The following is a 25307-nucleotide window of genomic DNA, read 5'->3' on the forward strand; positions in this document are numbered from 1 at the left end:
TTGATGAATACAAGTCTGGATCAAAATATGCTGCTGCGGGCAGGCGACCTGTCCTTTACCTTCCTGAGCAGTGGCGATGTGTACAAAATCACTCATGGCTCAACCATGATCAACCAGCTGCTGACCAATTCGGTCGACGGTTCCCTGAACAATCTGTACTTGAGACTGTACCGCCCGTCCGGCGTGAGTATCACTCCCCTGCTTGGAGTTCACTCACCCGGAGTGATCCGTCAGACAGATCGGCAGATTATTTGGGAAGGCTTTACCGCTGGTGTAGGCTATCAGGTAGCCTTCACGCTAAACCATCTGGGAGTGTGGTTCTGGGATGTAGTCCTACAGGGTGATGACGTTGAAGCAGATATCGTGTACGGTCAGGATGTCGGCATTGCGGATACCGCTGCTGTACGCAGTAATGAAGCCTATTTGTCTCAATATATTGATCATACGGTCTACCATGACGAACAAAGAGGCTACACGGTTTGCTCCCGTCAAAATCAGCCGCAAAGTCAGGCATTCCCTTACCTTCAGCAAGGCTCGTTAACCCGTACCGTCGGCTACTCGACGGACGGATTTCAGTTCTTTGGACTTTCGTACAAAGAAACAAATGAGCCGGAAGCACTGCGCCGCGACTCGCTCGCCAATGAAGTGTACCAATACGAATTCGCCTATACAGCATTACAATCCGAGCGGGTGAAGCTTGCCGGGGAAGCTCGCTTTACCTTTTATGGTCTGTTCCAGCCGAATCATCCCACTGCGGTGACGAAGCTGGAGTACCAGGAGCTGGTAACAAAAGCACGCGAAGAAGTCGCTGCCATTCTGGCCATCGCTTCCGATGCCACCATCCCGGTACATGCCGCAGGTAATTTACAGGCAGTGCGTGTAGCTCCAGCTCAAACGATCGGTGAGCCGCTGCACACCCTGGACCTGACCGATGCCGAGGTGGAACAGCTTTTCCCGAAACGGCAGGAGGAAGAACGAGACGGCGATGAACTACTTTCCTTTTTCACGGACAGCTATGAGCATGTCGTACTCAAATCCAAAGAGCTTCGTGTAGAACGTCCCCACGGGCATATTTTGATGGGTGGGCATTACACAGGAGGCAAGGAAGAGACGATTACCACCACCTCCTATATGTATGGAGTGTTCAATTCCCAGCTCGTCATCGGCAATACGAATTTCAACAAAATGATCACAAACACGCGTAATGCGCTTAACATTCCCAAAACATCCGGGCAGCGTATCTATGTCGGAATCGAAGGGAAATACCGTCTGCTCACGATGCCTTCCCTGTTCGAGATTGGCTTTAATTATGCTCGCTGGTATTACAAAACCGCTGACGATACGCTCATCATTACAAACCATACGAACGCCGATACGCCGGAAGTACGGCTGCACGTGCGCTCGGCAAGCGGCGAAGCCTATCCGTTTCTTGTGACTCAGCAGCTATCCATGCATGTGAACGAATATGAGCTTCCGTTTCATATGGAACGCGAAGGTGACGCTCTGCTCTTCCGGGCAGACTCCGCTTCACTGAGCGCCGAAGCCTGCCCGGACCTGCTGTACCGCATGCAGGTAGAAGGTGCTCCGCTACAGCAAGTGAGCGACGCTCGCGCAATGCTGCAGGGCACAGCCTGCCCTGATCCATCGCTGGTCGTGCTGGAGCTGAGCGACAGCAGCGAATGGACCTGCACCGTGCAGGGCTGGCTGCATGGCCGCTCGGCCGGGAAAGACCAGAAGCGCAGAGAGCGCCACATGTCCTTTGAGGACGAGCGCGAGCGCTATCGCGAATATTTGGCCGAGCTTATGAACGGCTTCCACCTGACGCAGGGCGGTCATGAAACCAGCGAGCTATTTCGTGTGAACACGGTGGCCTGGTGGTATACCCACAATATGCTCGTTCACTATTCCGTGCCTCATGGTCTGGAGCAATATGGCGGTGCAGCTTGGGGAACGCGTGACGTATGTCAGGGACCGGTGGAATATTTCTCAGCTGTACAAAAGTACGAAGAGGTCCGTTCCATTCTGCTGACTGTATTCAGCCATCAGTACGAGGATAGCGGAAGCTGGCCGCAATGGTTTATGTTCGACAACTATACTCGCGTACAGCAGGAAGAAAGCCACGGTGATATTATCGTCTGGCCTCTCAAAATACTCGCCGATTATTTGACCGCGACGCGGGATTACAGTATTCTGGGAGAAAATGTACCCTTCACCCATCGGCATTCTTTCGATTTTACCAAGCAGACTGCGACGCTCATGGAGCATGCAAAGAAGGAAATCGAGTATATTCGGGCGAATTTCCTTCATGACACGCATTTGTCGGCCTACGGCGACGGAGATTGGGATGACACGCTCCAGCCAGACAACGCTCAGTTGAAGCAATACATGGCGAGCAGCTGGACGGTTGCCCTCACCTATCAGGTGATTAGCAGCTTTGCTACTGCTTTGGAAGAGGCCCCGGCAGGCGTCGTCAGCGAAGCAGACAAGATTGCCCGGGATCTACACGAAATGGCTGAAGGCATCCGTAAGGATTTTAACCGTTATATGCTGGAAAGCGGTGTCATCCCAGGCTTCGTGTATATGGAGGAGCCTGGCCAGCCCAAGCTGATGCTTCATCCGTCCGATACCGAGACGGGCATTCACTACCGCTTGCTGCCGATGACACGCAGCATGATCAGCCAGCTGCTCACACCTGAGCAAGCTTTGGCTCATGAGCAGCTCATCCGCGAGCAGTTCCTCTGCCCGGATGGGGTGCGTCTGATGAACCGCCCTGCGCAATACGATGGCGGTGTCAGCTCGCACTTCAAGCGCGCAGAGCAAGCGGCCAACTTCGGACGTGAGGTCGGGCTGCAATATGTGCATGCCCATATCCGCTTCGTGGAGGCGATGGCCAAGCTGGGGCGCAAGGATGACGCTTGGCACAGCCTGAAGCTCATCAATCCGGTTGGCATCCGCACGTCCGTCCCGAACGCTGAATGGCGTCAGAGCAACGCCTATTTCAGCAGCTCGGACGGCAAATTCAATACCCGCTATGAGGCACAGGAACGGTTTGGTGAGCTGCGTGAAGGAGCCGTACCGGTCAAAGGCGGCTGGAGAATCTACTCCAGCGGTCCGGGGATCTACATGAACCAGCTTATTTCGAACGTGCTGGGTATTCGTCAGTCGGGCGAAGACCTGATCCTGGACCCTGTATTGCCGGACGATCTCGACGGATTGGAGTTTGAATTTTCCTTTGCCGGTAAACCGGTTACCTTTGTGTACCGCCTGCGGCTAGAACATTATAACGGTGAGCAAGGCCGTGCAGTACTGAACGGAACGCTGCTGGAAAGTGAGCCAGCCAATGATAATCGTTACCGCTCCGGCGCCATGCGCATCAAGCGCGACACTTTCGAGCAGGCGCTGGCAGACTATGATGGTGTACATCGTCTGGAGATTATTTTATAAAGAGTATTTTGCTGCAAAATGCTAAACCAGGTATAGGCAACAAAGCGATGGCGATCTTGCGGGATCGCCCTTTGCTGCTTACCTGCGGGGCTACGATATTTGAATTTGTGGTTAATAATAAATAAACAGAGACGGACGAAAAGGAGGTGGCGATGTGGTCAGCATTAAAGACATCGCCAAACAGGCAGGCGTTTCCATATCCACCGTTTCATATGCTTTGAACGGCAGCGATAAGGTCACGGAAGAGACTTGTGCACGTATTTTGGCGATTGCCAAAGAGCTTAACTATGTGCCAAATGCCGCCGCACGTAATCTCAAGAAAAGACAAACCAAAATTATTGGCGTTTTCCTGACCGATTTTCGCGGAGACGTGTATGGAGATTTATTGTATGGCATCAAGGAAATTTTGAACCGTAAAGAATATGACCTCATCGTATGCAGCGGCAAGCAGTCTCACCGAATGCTGCCTGAGCGCATGATCGACGGAGCCATCGTGCTGGATCAGACGTTTGATAGTCAGGAACTGCTAAGCTACGCCGAGCGGGGACATAAGATTGTCGTACTGGACCGTGAACTGAATCACCCTAACATTAATCAGGTGCTGCTGGATAACAAAGCGGGTGCCGCGCTTGCAATAGAGCATCTATTGGAATTGGGACACCGCAAGCTGTATGTTGTCACCGGACCAGACGGCTCTTACGATTCATGGCAACGGATGCAGGCGGTCAAACAGACCGTTGAGCGAAGCGGCATTGCCGAAATGATTGAGATTCGTGGCGATTTTGAAAAATCGGGCGGCGAGCAGGCGGCCGAGATCATTTTGCAGCAGCATGTCAGCCCGAATTCGGGACCTGTAGCCGTCTTTTGCCTTAATGATGAAATGGCCGTAGGCTTTTACAATCGAATGACTCAGTCTGAGCTAACCATTGGCAAGGATATTCATATCGTCGGCTTTGATAATATCGAGCTGGCACAATATATTCAGCCCCGCCTGACCACCATTGACTATTCCAAACTCAAATGGGGCGCTGTGGCCGCCGAACAGGTTCTCAAAATCATTGCAGGGGAAGACGTGGATCATGAACGATTGTACGTTACGCTTGTCCAAAGAGAATCTGCAAGTGCAGTATGCATTCCACAAGATAAACAAAATATGTAATGAAAAGAACTTCCACAGACCCGGAATACGGGTGGGAAGTTCTTTGGGTTATGCTCTTGCCCGCTCTACTACAAGCGTATTTTTAAAATTTTCCGTTCGTATTTTTCCACTCCGCTTTAGGCGGAACGTCCTGAACTACATCCCAATGCTCTGCTACTTTACCGTTCTCCACACGCCACATATCATAGACAGCCGTTGAGGTTCCCTGTGGCGATTTGATTTCACTCACAACCAGCACGAAGTTTCCTTCTCCTATGACCATATGTACCTGATCATATCCAAAGGAAGCTCCCTGACCTCCCCCTGCGGAGAATGCTTGCTTCAGAATGGATACACCGTCACCAAAAAGAGGATTATGCTGGAGGTAATGATCGCCGTTGTAGTAGCTTTCCAGTGCGGCGCGGTTCTTGCCAACCAGGATATCATCCACAAACTTGCGGATCAATGTTTTGTTTGCTTTAGTGCGATTGCGATCCGTGATCTGTGTCGTTCCGTCAATCATTGTACGTCCGCTTGGATTAGCCGGAGCCAGCTCCTGACTATTGTCCCAATGCTCCACAATTTTCCCGTTCTTGTCGAACCGGAAAATATCAAACAACACGCTTGGCTTCCCTGCATCCGTCTCCTTGTAATGAACGGCTACATAATCTCCATCCTGAATTACTCTCTGGATATCAACCTGTGTATTAGCTCCCTTCATTTGACGAATACCTTCTATCAGAGCCTCTCTACCGTCAGCAAAACCCAGATTGTGCTGAATGTACTGATCTTTGCTGATCCAGGTCTCGGCCGCTTTCGTATCTCCGGTTTCAAAGCTTTTCAGGATTTCAACGACCTTATCCTTATTGCTCACCCCGATTTGCACCGTTTGACTGGCCGGGTCCCAGGTCACTTGCTTGCCCCACGCTTCTTTGATAACATCAACTGGAACGTAGGTTATCCCTTGTTTAGTCAAGATGGGCGAGGTGGACAGTGGTACCTTAATCCCGTTGATTTGCGCTTCCGGATTGCCTGACACCAGTACAACCGTCGCTTGATCATAACGAATGGTCGTGCTTTGACGCGCCGTATTGAACGTAATATGCTTGGAATCCAATGGAATCCCCAAACTGGAAGCCAATTGTCTCAAAGGAATCAAAACCTGCTGATTTTGCACGATAGGAGCAATCTTGTAAGTCTCTTTCTTGCCATCCACCCAAACCTGGATACCTGTAGCGGGTTTTACCTCGGCTGCCAAGGCAGGTACAGCAGAAGATAGCACGAGCAAGCCAGCAAGTGCAGCAGTAACCGTATGTTTTTTCATGAATGTAAGCCCCTCTCATTTTGTTAAATAAAGTAAATAAATATATACTCCTTTTTATGTAACTATTATAGTTACATTTGATCACAAAATGCAACTCTTGCCACCAGTCCTTGGGAGCCGTTTGTAATAACTCACTCGGCCCCCCTTGATAAGTGAAGGATTGGAGTGGAGAAACCTTCATAGAATCAGCTTCTTTTCGTATCAACGGGAATGCACCGTTGTGGTTTTAACCCGTTTCATTAGCAAAGTAGTACATAATAAAGCCAACAGCAAAAAGACCATAATGGCGGATACTACGCCTCCCCATCCGAACCATAGCCAAACTTCTCCAACGGAAGTGCCTCCAAAACTGGAACCCATATAGTAAAAAAACAAATAAAGTCCCGAAGCTTGAGCCTTATTGCTTACGGCTCTTTGACTAACCCATCCACTTGCAATGGAATGACTTCCAAAAAAGCCGAAAGTTAATATAGGCAATCCCGCAATTTTAAACCATAGATACGGCTCCAAAGTTAGACAAGCGCCGATCATGGTGATAACCAGGGAAATGACTAGCGCCCTCGATTTTCCGAATTTTTGTGCCAGCTTCGCCATCCAGATTGAGCTGACCATACCCACCAGGAAGAACAGATAAATCCACGCCAGTAGTGCTTGTGGAATATGATACGGAGGACCGCTTAATACATAACCAACATAGTTGTACATAGCAATGTTACTTGCCAGGATCAGAAAGCCGATACCGAATAAGCATAATAGTGCTGGATCTTTAAGATGAGACATAAAAACAGCCGCAAGTTTATTGCTATTCAGTGTACTTGGCTGAAAGTGCTGTGACCTGGGTAAGGTTATCCCAAAAATAATACTTCCGCACAGACTGATTATACTGATGATGCCCAAACCAACATGCCAGTTAAACAAGTCACTACTAATTGCAGTAATCACCCTTCCGGCAACAGCTCCGAGTGAATTTCCACTAATATATAACCCCATGGCCACCCCTAAACTTTGCGGCGCAACTTCTTCCCCCAGATAAGCCATTGCAATGGAAGGAAGCCCCCCCAACGCTACACCTTGTATAATTCTTAACACCAAGAGTGATTCAAAGCTCGAACTAAACACCGTTAGAATGGAGAGCAGGGACGCTGTTAGCATGGAAATAAACATGACGTTCTTCCTCCCCCATTTCTCGGATAAAGAGCTAAAGAACAACATACTTACGGCAAGAGACATGGTGGTACCTGAGAGTGCCAGACTTGCAGTAGTCGGTGAAATATTAAATTCTTTGGTGAATTCAGCAAGTAAAGGCTGTGTGCAGTACAGGATGGCAAACGTGTTAAAACCCGCAGCAAAAAAGGCCACATTTGCTTTTCTAAAAGCAGAAGTGCCTTGTTCAAGATAACTCATTTATAAGCCCCCATCGTGTTCTCAATTCAACCTGTTATTATGGTATCATCAACAAAGACCAAAGTATAATTTATTGTATTTATGTTTTTGATGCATTTTAGTAATAGATTTTTGAGTGAACTCAGGGGGTTATATGTGTGGATATTCAGCAATTGAAGTATTTCCAGGTTCTGGCATCTATTCAGCATGTAACTCGGGCTGCGGAGATGCTGAGCCTCTCTCAACCCGCATTAAGCAGATCCATCGCCAAACTGGAAGAAGAACTGGGAGTTCCCTTATTTGAACGTTATAACCGTTCCATCAAATTAAACCGGTATGGTCAAATGTTCTTGGTACGTGTGGAACGTGTAATGAAAGAGCTGTCTGAGGGGAAACAGGAACTATTTGAAGTTACGCACCCCGAACGCGGCGAGATTTCTCTGGGATTTATACACACTTTAGGAACGAACCACATTCCTAATCTAATTGGGGAATTCCGTATTGGCTTTCCTCATATTCAATTTCAACTCGTACAAAATCACAGCTACTCTTTATTCAATCAATTAATGAACGGGGAATTGCATATGTGCTTATTGGCTGAACCCAGAGATCCGGAGCCCTCTATTGAGTGGATTCCCTTATGGAAAGAAGAAATTCTCGCCGTTGTACCTTCTTTTCATCGACTTGCTAAAGCTGCATCCATAAGATTGGATGAACTGGCTAATGAATCTTTTATTTTGTTAAAAAAAGGATATGCCTTGCGTCAAACTACCGATCTCATGTTTCAGGAGCACGACATTGACCCCAACATTACATTTGAAGGTGAAGAGGTTGCCACTGTAGCAGGACTTGTTGGTTCGGGTCTGGGCGTGTCGTTACTGCCTGACCTACAAGGATTAGACACCAATAAGGTTGCCCAAGTCCGTTTAAAGGCACCTGAAAGTCATCGAACCATCGGCTTGGCATGGATGAATGAAAGATACTTGCCACCTGCAGCCATAAACTTTAAAAATTTTATTATAAATAAAACGCACCAAAGAAATTAACTCACAAGAACGGAACCGTTATAGGGGACGATCCAAGTAAATTTCCAAGTATCACAGTAAGGTGTAAGGCCTTGGTACTGACTCTTGAAACAGGAATAATAACAAAAGCTCTGCCGACCAATTAAGGTTAGCAGAGCTTTTGTTTACCCTCACAAAATTAAATCCAACATGCTTTGGTGATTATAACCAACAGGATAAAGAGCACCAGAATTGCACCCGTCGATGTGAAAGGACAAAAATGTTTGGCCTTATGCTCATGTCCACACTCACTCACATGAATTCCTCCTTTTTTTAAGTTACGATATACAGTATGTGTCCTGAAAGAAATTGACAGGGCTAAGCGGCAATTCGCAAAAAAACCCTGCCAGCATATTGCCTTCAAGTCTTCTGAATACGTTATACCGATAACGTTCTCCGAAACTTGATGAAGCTCCCAATCCGCCAGATTGAGATATATACCAGCGCCATCGTAATCGCCAGCATGCTAATTTCGCTTGTACCCAAACTGCTGAGGTACTGGGTCAAAACAACGCGAATCAAAATAATGGCAATAATAATGTATTTAAAATATTGGTTCGGCTTGGGATAAATGAGGCCGTCATCCCGTCTTTCATACGCCGTATGCAGCAAAATGACATAACCAAACAGAACTCCTAGCAGCCCGGCGACCAGCAGCTCCCAAAAGGCGGGAAGCGCATGCGTCTGACCGGGAATATGCAGCAATTGGTATACAGATATCATCATAATCGGGAATGCGATAAACAAGGGAAGCAGAATCCGGATGCCGTTTCCTTTTATCGGCCCCCTTCTTCTTTTCGTTCTCAGCCAGATCATCAGCCCCACCAGAACCGCCATCAATGCGTATATGAATATCGTCGTCATGGTGAAAATCCTTTCTCATGTAAATAGCCATTGGTTCTATGCTAAATCGACAGTTTTTTCTCTAGCAAATAAGCGTTCAAGCGGATTAAGACATAGGCAGCAACCCAACTGATCAACACCGCAACCGGGAAATGCCAGGTAAAAGGAAACCATTGCCCTGCCCGAACATGGTCAAACTGCTCATAAATCCGCTGATCGCCTGACCAGTAAAAGACACTCCCTCCACCCATCAAAAGGATCCACAGTATCGGGCTAATCGGCCGCAAAGTGCTGTATTTGGTAATAGCCGTCAGCAGACCCAGTGCAACAACAAACGGTGTGAAAGCGATAATCATCACAAACCAGTCCAATCCGGCTATGATAAAGGACGCTGCATCCGCAAACGTATAAGGCTCTATGGTTGATGAGATGAACAGCACGAACAAAGAACCCGCCACAAACAGGAACAATATCACGACAATGGTTTGTAAAATGGCAGCAATCCATTTGGCGCTAATCAGCCACATGCGCGGATAGGGAAGGGTCAGCCACCATCCGTAGGTGTCATTCTCCCATTCTCTTCTCAGACTTCCCACACCCATAAAAATGATCATATACGGCAAGCCCAGGGTGACATACCACAGCCTTGTCAATTCGAGTTGGTTGTGGAGCGCGAAATATAAGGAAATAACGAACGCCGCAATTAGAAATAGTGAGAAATACACAAGTCTCCACGATCTGGGCAGTCGATTGCGGCTCTGCTTTCTCCAGCTTCCTTTATTTCGAAATTCATGGCGTATCAAATCTTTGAACAGCCCTGATGAATTCACGCCTTCCACTCCTTTTTGTACAAATTGCGGAACACCTGATTCAGCGATCCATGCTCTGCACGCAGATCATCCGAATCACCAGACCATATGACCCGTCCGCGGTCCATCATGACCGTGTAATCAAACAAGCCTTCCACTTCCTGAATGTCATGCGTGCTAATGAGTATAGACTGCTGCCGATCCTGCAAATAATCAATAATCCCGGCTACAATCGCCTCTCTGGAGAGGATATCAATGCCCGTAAACGGCTCATCGAGAATCATGAGCGGAACCTCACGCGCCAAACACAAAATCAGCAGCACACGTGCCTCCTGCCCGCGACTCAGCCCGGTCATTTTTAGCTCCAGCTCCACGTCCATATGATCAGCAAGCTTATGCGCATCCTTCATATTGAAGCCAGGCAAAAAGGACTGCCCCCACTCCAACGTCTGCTGAACCGTATGATTGGGATACCAACGGGCCCGGTCAGGAAGATAGGATATGCCGCGGTTCGTTTCCCATCCGGGCTTTTGCCCCAGCACGTGAAGCTCGCCCCCGTCCGGCTGAATCAATCCGGTGATCGCCCGAAACAGGCTTGACTTCCCGCAACCATTGGGTCCAAGCACCCCTACGATGCGTCCCGCCGGAATAACGACATCCAAGTGGTCCAGCGCTTTTTTACTGTCATATTGCTTTGTCAGATGACTCGCAACCACAATAGATTCCGTCATGCCTTTTCGCCTCCTTTCTCATCATTCCCGCTCTGCTTGCTGCTTATATACTGCTGTACATCCTCCCAGGACAGTCCCAGACTGCTCATTTGTCCGAGAAATTGATCGATATACGTCCTGGCCAGCTGCTCCCGGAAGCTGTTAATCCGCTCACTGGACGACGTGACATAGGTGCCCAGTCCACGTCGCTTCTCTGTCAGCCCGTCCCGCTCCAGCTCCTGATATGCCCGCATCACAGTATTCGGATTCATGCGCAATTCCTGAGCCAGATCACGAACGGATGGCATTTTACTTCCCATTTCAATCTCCCCTTTGGCGATGGAGCTTCGTACCTGATTCAATACTTGTTCATATAATGGCTGGCTAAAATCAATTAAAAACCGGAACGAGCCAACCCGTTGCTCTTCCATGGGTGTTTCCCCCTAATCGGCTGAATCTTTCGTGCCTGTAGTGTATTATATCACTTAATACACGTAATACAAGTTTATTTTAGCTGAAATTTTAGTCATGCCACCTCATTTTCATTCAGTAAATGCTCAGCTTGCGCTCAGATAGCATTCAAGTTGATATCTTATGATGTATCTCGTACCAAACAAACCATAACCGAAAGGTGGAAAATGAAGATGAAGATCAGCAAGAAAGCAATTTTGGCTGGAACGATGGCATTGGCATTTTTAGGAGGCGGTGCACTGTACTCCACAGACGCAGCCCATGCTGCTTCAACTACACCTGAGAAGGCTCCCACTGCCGACAAAGCACAGGCACCTAAAGGGAACCCCGGCGATGCTAACGGCCCTAAAATGGCAGGAGGAAACTTTGCCGAAAACAAAGCTCTCCTGAAATTATTGAAACTGTCCTCCAGCCAATTGGAAACACAGTTGAAGGCAGGTAAATCCCTTGCCACAATCGCCAAAGCACAAGGCGTGAGCGTGAATTCCGTTGTTGATGTGCTGGTTTCTGACATGAAAGCAAAGCTGTCTACGGAAAAACAAAACGGCAAAATTACAGCCACCGAATATAATCAGCGTGTCTCTAATCTAAAGCAAATGATTACAGATATGGTGAACGGCGTTAAACCGTCCAAGCCACCAGTAGATGGAGATAAGGCCGATCCTGGCAAGGCTCCTGCTAAAGGAGATGCAGCCAAAGCTCCTGCTAAAACAGATGCGGCTAAAACCTCCGCCAAGCAGAAATAGTCAAAGCTCCTGTCGACATTGTCACTCCATGTAAATAAATTTCCATCCGGCTTCCCTGTACGGATCGGAAAAACCGCAAGCCTGTCCTCTGCTGCCATACAGCAGCAAGGGACAGGCTTATGGTTCGTGTATAACATCAGGAAAATGACTGTCTTATCCCTTTTTTGAATGGGCTGAGCCCTGGCTACATATATGTGAGAGAGAACGAAATTTCGTGATTCTAAAGGGGTGAACAGATTGGGATATTATATTGAAGTGGAGCGTGGCGTCAAGCTATATGTTGAGGATATAGGGCAGGGCGTCCCTGTGCTGATGGTACACGGCTGGCCGCTGGATCATCGAATGTACGAATATCAGGCTGCCCTTTTGCCTGCCTATGGGTACCGCTGTATTCAGGTAGACCTTAGAGGGTTCGGCAAATCGGATCGGCCATGGCACGGCTACGACTATGATCGACTGGCTGATGATGTGCTGGCTGTAATGCAGGCGCTTCAGTTGAGGCAGGTTCGGCTGATTGGTTTTTCCATGGGAGGAGCCGTTGTCACACGCTACATGAGCAGACACCGGGGATTTGGTGTCACTCAGCTGATTCTGATCGGAGCGGCTACGCCCCGTTTTACCCAAACCAGCAACTTCCCTTACGGCATGCCTGCATCAGAGGTAGATAAGCTCATCCAACAAGCCTATTCAGATCGTCCGCAACTGGTAACCTCATTTGGTGAACTGTTATTTGCCACCCCTGTCAGCCAAAGCTTACGGGACTGGGTACGTGATCAGGGCTTTGCCGCCTCTGTTCATAGCATGGCCTGCACCTTATATTCACTCCGTGATTCCGAGTTGCGTCCCGACTTACCATGCATACACGTCCCTACATGGATTTTACACGGTAAGCTGGATCGGGTCTGTCCTTTCCCTCTGGCTGTCCAAACGCAAAAAGGAATTGCCGGATCAAGGCTGATTCCTTTCGAACGAAGTGGGCACGGCGTATTCTACGAGGCACGGCCTGAATTTAATTCCACCTTGCTAAGCATACTATCCCCAAGCCATAACTAAAAACCTGATCATTCATATGTAAAGGCGACGCCTGACGGCGTATCTCCATAAAGCAAAAAAGACGCCTCAGCGCCGTTAGTGGCTATGGGGCATCTTTTACTACAAACATGCATCCGCTTAGGATTGTTTTGTATGATTAAAGCTCGTATTATTTAATACGGCCAGCTTTTTCTCGCCCTTTACCATGGCAGAACCGCAAATGGGGCATGTCGGCTCGACAGAAAAAGCGAAGTTATCCCGCATCCATCCGTTGCACGTATCGCTAGCGCAATTCCAGACAGCTGTAATTTCCTCAGGAATCTCATCCATTGGCTTTTTCCGTGAATTGTACATAAACATCCCTCTTTCTTCATGATTTATAAAGCGATAAGATGTAATCAGTTCAAAAACGGTCTTGTGAACAGATAAAAACAAATGCCCCAAACGCTATGTTCGGGGCATCTGAAGTAGGCTGTAATTTTAAATTACAGTTTTACAACGTTCTCAGCTTGTGGTCCACGGTTTCCTTCAACAACGTTGAATTCTACGCGTTGGCCTTCGTCCAAAGATTTGAAACCTTCGCCTTGGATTGCGGAGAAGTGTACGAATACATCGCTTCCACCTTCAACTTCGATGAAACCGAAACCTTTTTCTGCGTTAAACCATTTAACTGTACCTGTTTGCATGGAATTACCTCCAAAATATATTTATATGACCTTTATTTTTTACAAATAAAAATTCACATATTGCACAAGGTTATTTCAACCTAAAAACAATAACCCTCTACAATACGTGAATCTCAGGTCACAATTTCAATATACTCATATTACCATAAGTGTATTGAAAACGCAAGCACTGGTGAAATTAAATTATGCAGAGTGCTCTTGTCCTTTATTGATTCTAAGCCATATTTTCAGTAGAACGAGAGCTAGTCATCAACGTCTACCTAAAACATTATATCCACACTTTTCTTTAATTATACCAGCGAACAAAAAATAAATATACAAAACATTTTGCAGGAGACGAATTTTTAAAAAATATCCGTCTCCTGCGTTTGTTCTGCTCATATTACTTCGTAGAAATCACAGCACCGACAATGCTTTAATTTCCTCTGCTGTCAGCGCTTTGTTATATATTTGGACCTCATCGAGACTGCCGTTAAAATAAGCATCGGCGGCAAAGCGGCTTTTGCCGAGATAAGCCTCGCTCGTCAGCAACTCTTTTGGATTAAAGGTAATACTGTCATTAACAGCCACTTCCTCACCGTTTACATACAGCTTCCCGGTATTCCCCTCTAGTGTAACTGCTACATGCGTCCACTGGTTTAAAGGCAATGATGATTTGGCAAGCAAGCTTTGATCCGTACCCTCATGAATCGTAAACTGGAGCACACCGCTTCCTTGGGAAGGAGTCAGAAACATATGGCGGGCCTGAGCATTTCCAAAGTCAAAAATCCGTTGCCACGCTCCACCGCCCTTCCAATTCACCCAGGCGGAAAAGGTAAAATCGTCTGCATCTGTGACCGTCGCCGGTAGCTGCACGTAACCATCCTTACCGTTCAGCACAAGTGCGCCGCCAAGCTTTCCATCCTTGTCCCATGCTGCACCACCATAGGTGTTGCCGTCGAAATGGTTATATGTGCTGTCCACGACACTTGTCCCTTGATCTTCGGTCCAGGAATAGTTCGCGAGCTGTGGACCTTGAGCCTGCTCGGGAACAGTGGCTATAAAGCTTTTCTTCGCTGTTGCTTTGTCTTTTTTAATGGTCGCCGTCAAGGTGACCGTTACGGGCTGAGTGCCTGCTTCTGGACGATACACTTCACCTGTCACGGAAATGTTCTCAGGGTGTGAGGATTCCCACGAAATAGTGGTATCCTGTGCAGCTTGAGTAGGCAGCGTCAAATGATATAAAACATTGCTCAAATCGCCCAGGCTCAGATCCTTCTGCACAGCAGCCACGATCTTGCTGGCCTTTAGTTCCTGCTTTAATGTCCCCCAGACGGCAACACCCCTGGAGGACAGGGCAGTGAAAGCAAGCGTCTTTTTGCCCGTGTCTGGATCGACGTGTCGCAGGAATACACCTTTATATTTCGTACCATCCGCTGTAATCTCCAACTGATTGCCTGTGCCAAGCTTCCATGTACCGTTTACCCCGCCCGACAATTTGCCGCCGCTTTCCAAACTAACGGTTACAGCCTGCTTAATATTGGCCGAAATTTCTTTCCCGTGATTGACATACGAATATTGGCCGAGAACATCCTTTTCCGACAGCTTTTTCAGTGAATCCTCATCCCCCGAATAACGATAAGGAGCTACTACAGGCCAACCGTCAGTGTTCATGAACATCTCATGCACCCGTACCTCATACTGCTCGCCTCTGCCCGGAAAACGGGAGTGGAAAATCAGAAAATGCTTTTTCGTCTTGGGATCATAATAAGCCGAGTTATGTCCGGGTGAAACATAGCCTGTCCCAAGTCCCGTACCCGGATCGCCAATTTCTCTTGGAATCAGATAGTTCCCTATCAGCTTGACACCGTACGGCTCAATGGAAGCGTCATCAAAAAGAGGCTTGTCAGGATTCGCCTTGACCTTGATCATGTCGTTACCCTCTGTATCGTAGTAAGGACCATCCGGTGTTTTGGAGCGAGCCACACGAAGGTTGTAGCCGCCATCTGCCGATAAGCCGCCAAAAGACAGGAACAAATAGTAATAGTCCGTTTGCGGACTGTACTGTATGTACGGGCCTTCCATACGGGCATGGTTACCGCCTGTCAGCTTTTTCCCATATCCTTGTCCGGGCAATGGTTTTCCTGTTTTTCCATCCATCTCCAAAATGAAAATACCTCCTGAGTAGGAGCCATACACCATCCACAGCTTGCCGTTCTTATCATAAAAAGTGTCCGGGTCCACGACATTCGGATGTTTGGTCGCGTCATAGATTGTCCCATCCTCACCCGGTTGGCCCCACATGCCGGATTTCAGGAAGATACCTTTATTTTTATAAGGCCCTTCAATTTTATCGGCAACTGCTACACCCATTGCTGAACGCGGGGAGTCGCCCTTGCAGGCGTTATAGTACATGTAAAACTTGCCATCGGCCAGTTGAATAACATCCGCTGCCCACAGCGTGTCTGTCTGCGCCCAATCCAGCGCTTCTTTTAATTCCTCTTTGACGTTAGGAATCAGTGCATTACCATTTGCTACTCCTGTGGCAATCGTATCCCAATTCATCAGGTCCTTGGACTTGGCAGCCGCAAGATGGGAACCAAAAATGTAAAATGTATCTTTCACTTTCAGAATGGATGGATCATGTACGGAAGTTTCCTTAAAAGAAACGGTCTTTTTGCTTTGAATTAAAATGTTCTCTTGGCTTTGATCCTGGAGGTTAATCTCCCCCGCAGCTTGAATCCCCTCTGCATTCGGATTGAGCGTTTGTTCGGCGCCTGCAAAAGAGGCAGGCAATAGCAGCACACCCGCCAGAGAAGCGGCCGTTACCTTGCGAAAAAATAATAGCTTCATAAACTAATCTCCTCTCGTTCTAAACACGCCTGGATGAAATAAGGCGCTTAGACTTTTAATTTATTTTTATCAGTTGTAATCACCTATAAAATAAGTAAAAACCATCACCCCCGAATAAAAATAAAACGCTTTCAATTTTGAGTTAAAAATAAAAGCTCCTACTTTTAAGAAGGTAGGTTTGAGCCTGACGGTTAACCGTACCTTTATATTATGCAATGAATATGGAAAATTCAATATGTAATTTTATATTTTTATAAATTATTTATTCAATCATTAACTATACCAATTCAGTTTTGCGTAGCCTCTTCTTCCCCTCTCCCACACTGTAGATTCAATGGTTCCATATGAGTTAACTTCAACTACCTGTTAAAACAATAAAGCCAGGATGTGCTTCAGCGCATCCTGGCTTTAATATATATATAAATCCATTGTGTTTTCCAATTGAAACCAATACGCTGTTATTCCAGCCAAACTTCAAATGGTACCGACTGCTTCTATTCCCGTTTTCCGTGCATTCTTTGTTATTTGTTGCTTCCGAAATCAAGTGTGTGGCCAGTCTCTATTAACGTTTTTATATTACTTAGAATGTGCCACCATGCACTGTCGCTAGGTCCATAGGAAGGATCGTCAGGATGCCACTCATCATGGATAAGAGACAGCTTCGTGCATCCGCCCACTGGCTCTAGCAGCCAGGAAATACGGGATTCATAGTTCTCCTGCCCTTTCAGGTAAGAGGGGCCTACTTTATGCGTAAAACGCAGGGCTTTCAGGGGAGCGTACTCCAGCAGCGTCCCGTACACGTGAATGGTTTCTTCGCCTTCAGCGCCCGGCCCAACATACTCCAGTAGTTCCCCTTCCTTGAAGCTGGAACGGATTATGCTTCCGTAATAGATTTGCTGCACATACTCCGGGGAGACCAGGCTGGCCCATACTTGTTCCGGCGTTCCCCCAATGTAGAACTCATATTTCAGTTCTTTCATGTTGTATTCCTCCTTAATCATGTGCTTGTACTTTCATTTATACTTAAGACTTGCTTACACTATACAAAAAGGACACTGACAGCTACAGTCAGTGTTCCCAAGGAGATAAAATTAATTTTCGTAATGGCGAGCCATTTCCGTGGCAACCACCACCAACCGCTGCTTCAACGCCGCTGGCTCCCGAATATGCAGCGTTTTCCCATAAGGCAACAAGAAGTATGGGACATAGGTGAATAATGAGCTTTCATCTAGCAGAAATCGGGCCCATCCCTCCTGCCGCTGCTCCAAGGTATGCCCGAATAGCCAGTGACTGCAAAGATCATTTAATACCACCTCGGATGACTCAATTACCACAGCAACCAGTTCCCCCTCTTTTTCCCGGGCGGGAAGCAAGCTCTGCAAGAGAAAATCGCGCGCAGAGAAATCGGCAGGACGTATGAAGCTTGTGCCGCTACACCGGAGCCCGGTAATTCTGTCGACACGGAAGCTACGGATATCCTGCCGATGGTGGCAATACGCAACGATATACCACTGCCCCTTCCAAAGTACAAGCCCATAAGGATCAATGGAGCGTGAGGAGACCGTTTCTTCATTTCCCTTGCGGTATTCCATTTCCAGAGTATCTCCGTTCGCTATGCCCAATTCAAGCTCTTGCAGAATTTCCGCCATTGCCGCATTAGAGGTATGAAGCGTTTCAATCCCGCGCTCATGGCTCTCCATCCGTTCGATTTGTTGGACGTTGCTGTAACGCTTCAGTTTATCCAGCGCCCGGTCAAGTGCTTGGACATACGGATATCCCGTCCCACGGACGAAGGCGGCTGCTTGGACAAGCGCCTTCTGCTCTTCGGCGTCGAAGAACAGCGGTGCTTCAACGAAGTTATCAGGCAGGCAGTAGCCACCACCAGGTCCGGCATCGGCAATAACCGGAACTCCACTGACGCACAGCGCATCTATATAACGGTATACCGAACGAACGCTGATTTCCAGCGCTTCCGCTAATTCGCCCGCAGTTCGTCTACGCTGCTTTAGCATCCAGAGAATGGATAACATATGGTCTGCTTTGGACATCGGACGACTCCTCCCAGAACAGTTCATTTACAATCAGTTTACCGCGAAAACTTTGTATCGCCAACATATTACACATCCCTTCATGCCTTCCCCCATCAAAATTCCAACAATAAGTTTATCAGGGAACCCCTGCGTCCATACTGGATTAAAAAGTATCCTCAAGGAGAGGGAGAACGTTCATGCGTTTTCGGAAAAGAAGCACCCCTAGAAAGTTTAATAAATTGCCTGTCCAGAATACTGAGAAAAAGCCTACACATTCAGGGGAACCGTTCAGTGCAAGTCTTGGACAAAACCTTCAGCGGATCAGACAAACCGTGGGTAACAGCACCGACATCATTATCAGAGAAGTTCGCATTGGCAAAGACGGCGACCAAATCATCGCAATCCTCTATACTGACGGTTTGGCGGATAAAAATATAGTCTCCGACTTCATCATGGAGTCGATGATGCTGGATAATAGCCTGTCCGGGGACGTAGAAAGCAGGATTCAGACCTCCTCTAATGTCTTGCAAATTTTGAAAGATTACGCACTGACCATCGGTGACATCCACGATATCACCGACTTTGAAAACCTATACAACGCGCTATTGTCCGGAGATGCAGTTATTTTAGTTGACGGTCAGACACAAGGAATCGTAGCCAGCGCACGGGGATGGAAGGATCGAGGGGTTAGCGAGCCTGCCTCAGAAAATGTCGTTCGCGGGCCGCGGGAAGGATTTTCGGAAACACTGCGCACAAATACGGCCTTGATCCGGCGAAAAATTAAAGATCCAAATCTGTGGCTGGAAACCAAACAAATCGGCCGCGTGACCAAGACCGATGTGGCTGTCATGTACATCAAGGGGATCGCGAATGATAAGTTGGTCGCAGAGGTACATGAGCGGCTGAATCGTATTGATGTAGACGGCATTCTCGAAAGCGGATATATCGAAGAGCTAATCCAGGATGAAACCTTTACCCCTTTTCCGACCGTGTACAACTCCGAACGCCCGGACGTCATCGCTGCCGAGCTCCTGGAAGGGAAAATTGCCATATTGGTGGATGGGACCCCCTATGTGCTGATCGTACCTGCTCTGTTTGTTTCCTTCCTGCATGCGGCTGAGGACTATTATCAGCGCGCGGACATCAGCAGCTTCATAAGGTTTCTTCGTTACATCGGGGTCTTTATTTCCCTGCTTGGACCGTCCTTATATGTAGCTATCACTACGTTTCATCAGGAAATGCTGCCAACTTCATTATTGATCGGTTTGGCCGCACAGCGGGAAGCCGTACCCTTCCCCGCCTTTATTGAAGCGCTCATGATGGAACTGACTTTTGAAATATTGCGGGAAGCCGGGGTCCGCATGCCCAAGTACATCGGAGCGGCCGTCTCTATCGTAGGCACGCTTGTCATCGGACAAGCGGCTGTCCAGGCCGGGATCATATCAGCGGCGATGGTCATTGTCGTATCCATTACGGCAATTTCCAGCTTCGTTCTTCCTGCCTATAATATGTCCATTGCTTTTCGTATGCTGCGGTTTCCTCTGATGGGGCTTGCCGCTTCATTCGGATTGTTCGGAATTATTGTCGGAGGTATTGCTCTCATCCTGCATATGTGCAGCCTTCGTTCGTTTGGCGTTCCATATATGACCCCTTTTGCGCCTCTAGTTCCGTCAGACAGCAAGGATACCTTATTTCGGCTCCCTCACTGGATGATGATTTCCCGTCCCAGATTGCTTAATCAGAAGAACGTGAATCGCCGAAACAGTACCCCGCCCCGAAAATCACGAGAATGAAATAGAGAGGATCGGCACAAATGGAAAGGAGTCGAAAATTGTGAAACGGAAGGCCGCCTGTCTGCTCCTGATTCTTACAATGACCTTGCTTCTCACTGGTTGTTGGAACCGCACGGAATTAAATGAGCTTGCCATCGCTGTCGGTATGGGAATCGATAAGCTGGGCGATCAATTCCAGGTTTCCGTCCAAGTCGTAGACCCGGGTCAGGTATCAGCTAAAAGTGGTGGTGGGATTGGGCGGGCTCCCACCACGTTATATACAGCCAAAGCCGAGACCATTTTTGAAGCCGTCCGGAAAATGACGAAAACGAGCCCTCGAAAAATCTATTTTTCCCATCTTCGCATCTGTGTGATTGGTGAGACGATGGCCACGGACGGCATGGCCAAAGCTCTTGATTTTATGTCAAGAGACCATCATTTCCGCACCGACTTCTACTTGGTATTGTCAAAGGACGCAAGTGCGGAGGATGTACTGAAAATTTTAACACCCCTGGACCCGATTCCGGCGAATGACTTGTTTTCCGCCTTGGAAATATCTGAAAAAAGCTGGTCACCTAGTATGACTGTAACCTTGGATGAATTGATTGCAGCTCTCACCAATCAAGGAATAGAGCCTGTCTTGACAGGGCTTCAGATCGTTGGCAATAAAGAAGTGGGAGAGACCAAAGACAATGTCGAAAAGATCGCCCCTCCCGCCCAACTAGAATATTCCGGAATGGCTGTGTTCAAAAAAGATAAATTAATCGGCTGGTTAAATGAAGATGAAAGTAAGGGCTACAACTATATTACCGGTAAAGTAAAAAGCTCCGTAAATTTTGTAGCCTGTCCCAAAGGCGGCAAAGTAATCATAGAAATTATTCGGACTCAAACTACCATAAAAGGAGCGGTCAATCGGGGGGAGCCCCGAATCAATATTAAAATGCAGGTTGAAGCCAACGTGGGAGAAGTCGAATGTACCGGTCTGGATCTAACCAAGGTGAGCACGATTTATGACATTGAGAAGAGAGGGGAAGAAAAGTTAGAAGAGATTATGAGAGCATCCGTCAGAAAAGCTCAAAAATCGTACAAGTCTGACATCTTTGGATTCGGCGAAGCCATTCGCCGCGCTAACCCGAAGGCTTGGAATACACTTAAAAACAATTGGGGCCGTGAGTACTTTGCAGACTTGCCCGTAAATATCAAGGTCAATTTCAAGCTTCGGCGCTTGGGCACAATCGGCAGCTCATTTCTGAATGATATTAAGGAGTAAATTCCCGTGCCAGGTCCTGGTTGAGATATAACCCCTGCATAGACCATTACCATGGAAAAGAAGGTGCTGAAAGATGCTGTCTAATATGGTGAAAGTGCTGGGCATACTGGTGCTTGCTGCTGTGATCTGCTTGTTAGAGGTCCCCTACATGTGGAAAAAGGGGTTAAAAAAAGAGCTTTGGTTGTTTTCCATCCTCCTTCTACTTGGAGTCGGAATCAGTTGCGCCAAGGCATTCACATGGACCATTCCCACGCCTCTGGACTGGATCACAGCCATCTATAGACCATTTAGCAATTTCCTAATCCATATTGGATTAATCAAATAAGAAAACGAGGTGAACATGGTGCCCGGACAGGTCAAAATTTCCGCACGTCAGCTTATGATCCTAACCATTTTATTTACGATAGGAAGTACAATCCTCATCATCCCTTCAGGCATGGCGCTTGTAGCCAAACAGGATGCGTGGATTGCCTCGCTCGTCGGAGTTGGGTGTGGGCTTCTTATTGTGTATTTGTACATCAAAATTACAGATCTGTATCCGCAGATGACCCTGGTTGAAATCATGGAAGCCCTACTGGGAAAATGGTTAGGCAAAGCCGTTGCTCTCCTGTTTTTTTCATTATTATTTATCAATGCTCCTGCTCCGGTTTTATTTTATTTGGGGAATTTTTTGACCACCCAAATTATACCGGAAACACCGATTCAGGCGGTAAACATTCTTTTTGCGGTTATTGTATTATTTGCTGTTCGTCTGGGGCTGGAAGTGCTGGCCCGTTCTGCTGAAATGATGTTTCCGTTATTTATCCTGCTCTACATTTCTTTTACGGTTTTAGTGGTCTCCAATATTAAGCTGGAAAACGTACAACCTGTGCTGGAGGCGGGAGTCGGGCCTATCTGGCCTGCGGCGCTGTCCTTTGTGAGCACTGCGTATCTACCTCATATCGTTTTGCTAATGATTTTCCCGGCTTCTGTAAATCGTTCCGATCAAGCCCGCAAAGCTTTTCTCATTGGGAGCTTGATTGGCGGATTGATATTGGTCGTGATCATTACATTGGCTATTTTGGTGCTAGGCCCTGAAATAACGGCAACCAATATATATCCAAGCTATGCGTTAGCCAAAAAAATCAATATTGGTCATTTTCTACAGCGCATTGAAGCGATCATGGCTACCATGTGGTTTATTTCGCTCTTTTTCAGACTCACGCTGTATATGTACTCCATTGTGACAGCAATAGCCCAAATTTTTCAATTGAAAAGCAGCCAGCAGCTGGTGCTTCCTCTCGGGATCATTTTAGTCGTAGTGTCCATTATCGTATATCCCAATGTTCCTTATCAGCAAACTTATGATACAAAGACATGGATTCCTTATGCACTATCTATAGGATTGCTTTTCCCTCTACTGCTGCTCGGGATACATGCCCTAAAAAGGTTGTGGACAACGAAGGATAAGAAGCCGACAGCCAAATGATCACATCCTGTTTTGGTGATTTGTGAATTTTTTTGGATGTTACCTGTTTATAAAGTCCTCTTTTAGTTTATTTTAAACGAGTATTAAGCTGGCGCTAAGATTGGGCGTGTATGATGTATTTAACGATCTGGTTACTACATAAGCCGGATGGGCTAAAGGCATAAACATGACTCCCGTTGGATATCCATATACTTTTTGCACCCTGTCACAATTTTAATGAAACAAAAGGAGATTTTACACTTATGAATCGAAAACGAATGATGGTCATCTGCACACTGTTGCTGGCGTTGTCGATTGGGCAGTCCTCTACATGGGGAAGTCGGGCTAATGCTGCTGCATTGGCTCCGGAGAGAGCCCCGCAGGTACAGGATAATGAAGCATCCAAGGATGATAAGCTGCTGGATACACTGGGCATATCCTCGGATGAGCAATTGTATGGTGCACTATATAACGGTCAAACCTTGGCTGATGTTGCCCTAACTAATAAACAGGACGCTCAGGCTGTCGTTGACTTACAGGTAGCCCAGTTAACAGAGCAATTGGATCAACGTCTGGCCAATAAGAGCATTACGCATGAGCAATATCAGGCTCATAAGGCAGAATTGACACAGGTCGTTGCTAAAAGTGTGTTTGGGCTGTAAGCTTGAGACACGAAAAAGGCGCTGAACCCATAGGGGATTAGCGCCTTTTTGCTATCTATTACATTTACACTTGATGTACTCTGATCAGATTCGTCGCACCAGCCTCTGCAACAGGAACGCCCGCTGACAGTACGATGGTATCCCCTTTTTGGATATACCCTGCATTCAGGGCATTGCGGATCGAGGATTCGAACATTTCATCCGTTGTCGCTACTTTATCCCCTTTGACCGGGAATACCCCGGACAACAGACAAATTTTAGCGAACACCGTACTGTTCGGAGTAACCGCAATAATCGGAGCCTTCGGACGGTATTTGGACACCATCCGCGCCGTGAATCCGCTGGCAGTCGAGGTAATAATCGCTTTGGCATCCAGCTCAAGAGAAGAGCTAACCGCACCCTGACTGATCACTTCGGTAATATTCGTGCTTTGGCGTGCTCTGCGCTTATCGAACTGCTCCTGGTAATCAAACTGTGATTCCGCTCTGGCAGCTACCGCAGCCATCGTACGAACGGACTCGACAGGGTATTTACCTGCGGCAGATTCGCCCGACAGCATCACTACATCGGCTCCCTGCATAACCGCATTAAATACGTCACTTACTTCAGCTCTCGTCGGACGCGGGTTGACCTGCATGGATTCCAGCATGTGTGTAGCTACGATTACTGGTTTGCCGACCAGATTACACTTGTCGATCATTTCTTTTTGCATCACAGGCACGTCCTGAATCGGCACTTCGACACCCAGATCACCACGGGCTACCATGATACCATCCGAAGCTTCAATAATATCATCCAGGTTTTCCATGCCTTCGGCATTTTCAATCTTGGAATAAATTTGTACATGCTCGGCTTGATGTCCTTTCAAAATCTCACGGATTTCACGGATATCGTCGCCTTTACGCACAAAAGAAGCCGCAATAAGCTCGATACGCTGCTCCACCCCAAATTGGATGTGCTTCACATCGCGCTCCGTTACGCCTGGAAGAGTCGTATGAATCCCTGGCAGATTCACACCTTTTCTCGGCTTCAATACACCGCCGCTTACAATATTACAAATCATTTCAGTACCCTCAACAGAGGCTACAGTCAGATCAACCAAACCGTCGTCAATCAAAATGCGGTCGCCTGGATTAATGTCCTTTGGCATATCCGGGTAATTCACCGAAATGCGGTGCTCGTCCCCCAAAATCTCTTCTGTAGTCAGAATCAGCTGGCTGCCTGGCTTCAGCAGACAGGATGCTTCTCTCAGCTTGCCGATCCGTATTTCAGGTCCTTTGATATCCATCATGACAGGAATAAAAGTACCCAATTCCTTCGCAGCCTGTCGCACATTTTCAATACGTTTAACGTGATCTTCCAGTTCCCCGTGAGCCATGTTCAAGCGGGCTACTGTCATACCGGCCTGAATCATTTCCTTTAACAAATGAACGGAGTCGCAGGCAGGTCCCATAGTACAAATAATTTTCGTTTTAAGCATAGAAATGTCATCCTCCTGAATGTCTTTACTATTTTGGTCGTATTCCAGTATGGCGTCTATTCCATGTTGCTGCTCTATCTATTTACACTTTTATGACTTTATTTTACCTAATACCGGTGCGACAAGACTATGAACTATAGTATGATGACTGTATTATAGTACAG

At 47.3% G+C, this 25307-nt stretch carries 22 protein-coding genes; 10 read left to right on the plus strand and 12 right to left on the minus strand.

What is annotated here, in order from left to right; all coding sequences use genetic code 11:
- The first annotated feature begins 3 nt into the window (after positions 1 to 3).
- Positions 4 to 3444 (plus strand): GH36-type glycosyl hydrolase domain-containing protein, encoded by a 3441-nt coding sequence (locus BAZ21_RS15575; protein ID WP_068502454.1) that lies wholly within the window; start codon positions 4 to 6, stop codon positions 3442 to 3444.
- A gap of 154 nt (positions 3445 to 3598) precedes the next feature.
- Entirely contained in the window at positions 3599 to 4603 is a 1005-nt protein-coding gene (locus tag BAZ21_RS15580; RefSeq protein WP_068502456.1) for a LacI family DNA-binding transcriptional regulator, read from the plus strand.
- Positions 4604 to 4685: 82 nt separating this feature from the next.
- Here BAZ21_RS15580 and BAZ21_RS15585 read toward each other — a convergent pair whose 3' ends face one another.
- Both BAZ21_RS15585 and BAZ21_RS15590 read right to left on the minus strand, forming a co-directional pair.
- Positions 4686 to 5906 (minus strand): stalk domain-containing protein, encoded by a 1221-nt coding sequence (locus BAZ21_RS15585; protein ID WP_068502457.1) that lies wholly within the window; start codon positions 5904 to 5906, stop codon positions 4686 to 4688.
- 201 nt (positions 5907 to 6107) lie between these two features.
- Entirely contained in the window at positions 6108 to 7310 is a 1203-nt protein-coding gene (locus BAZ21_RS15590) for an MFS transporter (protein ID WP_068502458.1), read from the minus strand.
- 137 nt (positions 7311 to 7447) lie between these two features.
- On the opposite strand from BAZ21_RS15590, the gene BAZ21_RS15595 reads away from it, so the two are divergent.
- The gene (locus BAZ21_RS15595) at positions 7448 to 8335 is read left to right on the plus strand and encodes a LysR family transcriptional regulator (RefSeq protein ID WP_068502459.1); all 888 of its coding nucleotides are present in this window, start codon (positions 7448 to 7450) and stop codon (positions 8333 to 8335) included.
- Positions 8336 to 8731: 396 nt separating this feature from the next.
- Here BAZ21_RS15595 and BAZ21_RS15600 read toward each other — a convergent pair whose 3' ends face one another.
- The 4 genes from BAZ21_RS15600 to BAZ21_RS15615 are packed head-to-tail and all read right to left on the minus strand — an operon-like array spanning position 8732 to position 11146.
- The gene (locus BAZ21_RS15600) at positions 8732 to 9217 is read right to left on the minus strand and encodes a CcdC protein domain-containing protein (protein WP_068502460.1); all 486 of its coding nucleotides are present in this window, start codon (positions 9215 to 9217) and stop codon (positions 8732 to 8734) included.
- A gap of 41 nt (positions 9218 to 9258) precedes the next feature.
- Entirely contained in the window at positions 9259 to 10026 is a 768-nt protein-coding gene (locus BAZ21_RS15605) for an ABC-2 transporter permease (protein WP_068502461.1), read from the minus strand.
- Positions 10023 to 10736 carry an ABC transporter ATP-binding protein gene (locus tag BAZ21_RS15610; protein ID WP_068502462.1) on the minus strand — a complete coding sequence of 238 codons (714 nt, stop codon included), beginning with the start codon at positions 10734 to 10736 and terminating at the stop codon, positions 10023 to 10025. Before BAZ21_RS15610 ends, BAZ21_RS15605 begins: the two co-directional genes overlap by 4 nt.
- Positions 10733 to 11146, minus strand: coding sequence for a GntR family transcriptional regulator (locus tag BAZ21_RS15615; RefSeq protein WP_068502465.1), 414 nt, complete (start codon positions 11144 to 11146; stop codon positions 10733 to 10735). The genes BAZ21_RS15610 and BAZ21_RS15615 overlap by 4 nt, the downstream gene beginning before the upstream one ends.
- Positions 11147 to 11359: 213 nt before the next feature.
- Here BAZ21_RS15615 and BAZ21_RS15620 point away from each other — a divergent pair, with 213 nt between their 5' ends.
- Both BAZ21_RS15620 and BAZ21_RS15625 read left to right on the plus strand, forming a co-directional pair.
- A complete protein-coding gene (locus BAZ21_RS15620; protein WP_068502468.1) occupies positions 11360 to 11932 on the plus strand; it encodes a hypothetical protein in 573 nt (190 codons plus the stop codon).
- 237 nt (positions 11933 to 12169) lie between these two features.
- Complete coding sequence (locus BAZ21_RS15625) at positions 12170 to 12985, plus strand: alpha/beta fold hydrolase (protein ID WP_068502470.1); 816 nt, start codon at positions 12170 to 12172, stop codon at positions 12983 to 12985.
- Between the two features lie 117 nt (positions 12986 to 13102).
- On the opposite strand, the gene BAZ21_RS15630 is transcribed toward BAZ21_RS15625, so the two are convergent.
- The 5 genes from BAZ21_RS15630 to BAZ21_RS15650 all read right to left on the minus strand — a co-directional run bounded on the left by BAZ21_RS15630 (position 13103) and on the right by BAZ21_RS15650 (position 18530).
- Entirely contained in the window at positions 13103 to 13318 is a 216-nt protein-coding gene (locus tag BAZ21_RS15630; RefSeq protein ID WP_007428291.1) for a cold-shock protein, read from the minus strand.
- 131 nt (positions 13319 to 13449) lie between these two features.
- Positions 13450 to 13650: a cold-shock protein gene (locus BAZ21_RS15635; protein ID WP_007428290.1), complete on the minus strand. Its 201-nt coding sequence runs from the start codon at positions 13648 to 13650 to the stop codon at positions 13450 to 13452.
- 396 nt (positions 13651 to 14046) lie between these two features.
- Positions 14047 to 16482, minus strand: coding sequence for a LamG-like jellyroll fold domain-containing protein (locus tag BAZ21_RS15640; protein WP_068502477.1), 2436 nt, complete (start codon positions 16480 to 16482; stop codon positions 14047 to 14049).
- Positions 16483 to 17003: 521 nt separating this feature from the next.
- Positions 17004 to 17462: an SRPBCC domain-containing protein gene (locus tag BAZ21_RS15645; protein WP_068502479.1), complete on the minus strand. Its 459-nt coding sequence runs from the start codon at positions 17460 to 17462 to the stop codon at positions 17004 to 17006.
- A gap of 111 nt (positions 17463 to 17573) precedes the next feature.
- A complete protein-coding gene (locus BAZ21_RS15650; RefSeq protein WP_068502480.1) occupies positions 17574 to 18530 on the minus strand; it encodes a helix-turn-helix transcriptional regulator in 957 nt (318 codons plus the stop codon).
- Positions 18531 to 18709: 179 nt separating this feature from the next.
- Here BAZ21_RS15650 and BAZ21_RS15655 point away from each other — a divergent pair, with 179 nt between their 5' ends.
- The 5 genes from BAZ21_RS15655 to BAZ21_RS15675 all read left to right on the plus strand — a co-directional run bounded on the left by BAZ21_RS15655 (position 18710) and on the right by BAZ21_RS15675 (position 23663).
- Positions 18710 to 20305 (plus strand): spore germination protein, encoded by a 1596-nt coding sequence (locus tag BAZ21_RS15655; RefSeq protein ID WP_068502482.1) that lies wholly within the window; start codon positions 18710 to 18712, stop codon positions 20303 to 20305.
- Positions 20306 to 20345: 40 nt separating this feature from the next.
- Entirely contained in the window at positions 20346 to 21554 is a 1209-nt protein-coding gene (locus BAZ21_RS15660) for a Ger(x)C family spore germination protein (protein WP_068502484.1), read from the plus strand.
- 85 nt (positions 21555 to 21639) lie between these two features.
- Positions 21640 to 21879 (plus strand): hypothetical protein, encoded by a 240-nt coding sequence (locus BAZ21_RS15665; RefSeq protein ID WP_068502947.1) that lies wholly within the window; start codon positions 21640 to 21642, stop codon positions 21877 to 21879.
- An 18-nt stretch (positions 21880 to 21897) separates the two neighbouring features.
- Entirely contained in the window at positions 21898 to 23022 is a 1125-nt protein-coding gene (locus BAZ21_RS15670; protein ID WP_084011717.1) for a GerAB/ArcD/ProY family transporter, read from the plus strand.
- A 242-nt stretch (positions 23023 to 23264) separates the two neighbouring features.
- Positions 23265 to 23663 carry a hypothetical protein gene (locus BAZ21_RS15675; RefSeq protein WP_068502489.1) on the plus strand — a complete coding sequence of 133 codons (399 nt, stop codon included), beginning with the start codon at positions 23265 to 23267 and terminating at the stop codon, positions 23661 to 23663.
- Between the two features lie 64 nt (positions 23664 to 23727).
- Here BAZ21_RS15675 and pyk read toward each other — a convergent pair whose 3' ends face one another.
- Positions 23728 to 25143 carry a pyruvate kinase gene (pyk, locus tag BAZ21_RS15680; protein WP_068502491.1) on the minus strand — a complete coding sequence of 472 codons (1416 nt, stop codon included), beginning with the start codon at positions 25141 to 25143 and terminating at the stop codon, positions 23728 to 23730.
- Positions 25144 to 25307 lie beyond the last annotated feature (164 nt).

The organism is Paenibacillus kribbensis (genome assembly GCF_001705305.1).
In the GTDB taxonomy this organism is placed as follows: Bacteria; Bacillota; Bacilli; order Paenibacillales; family Paenibacillaceae; genus Paenibacillus; species Paenibacillus kribbensis_B.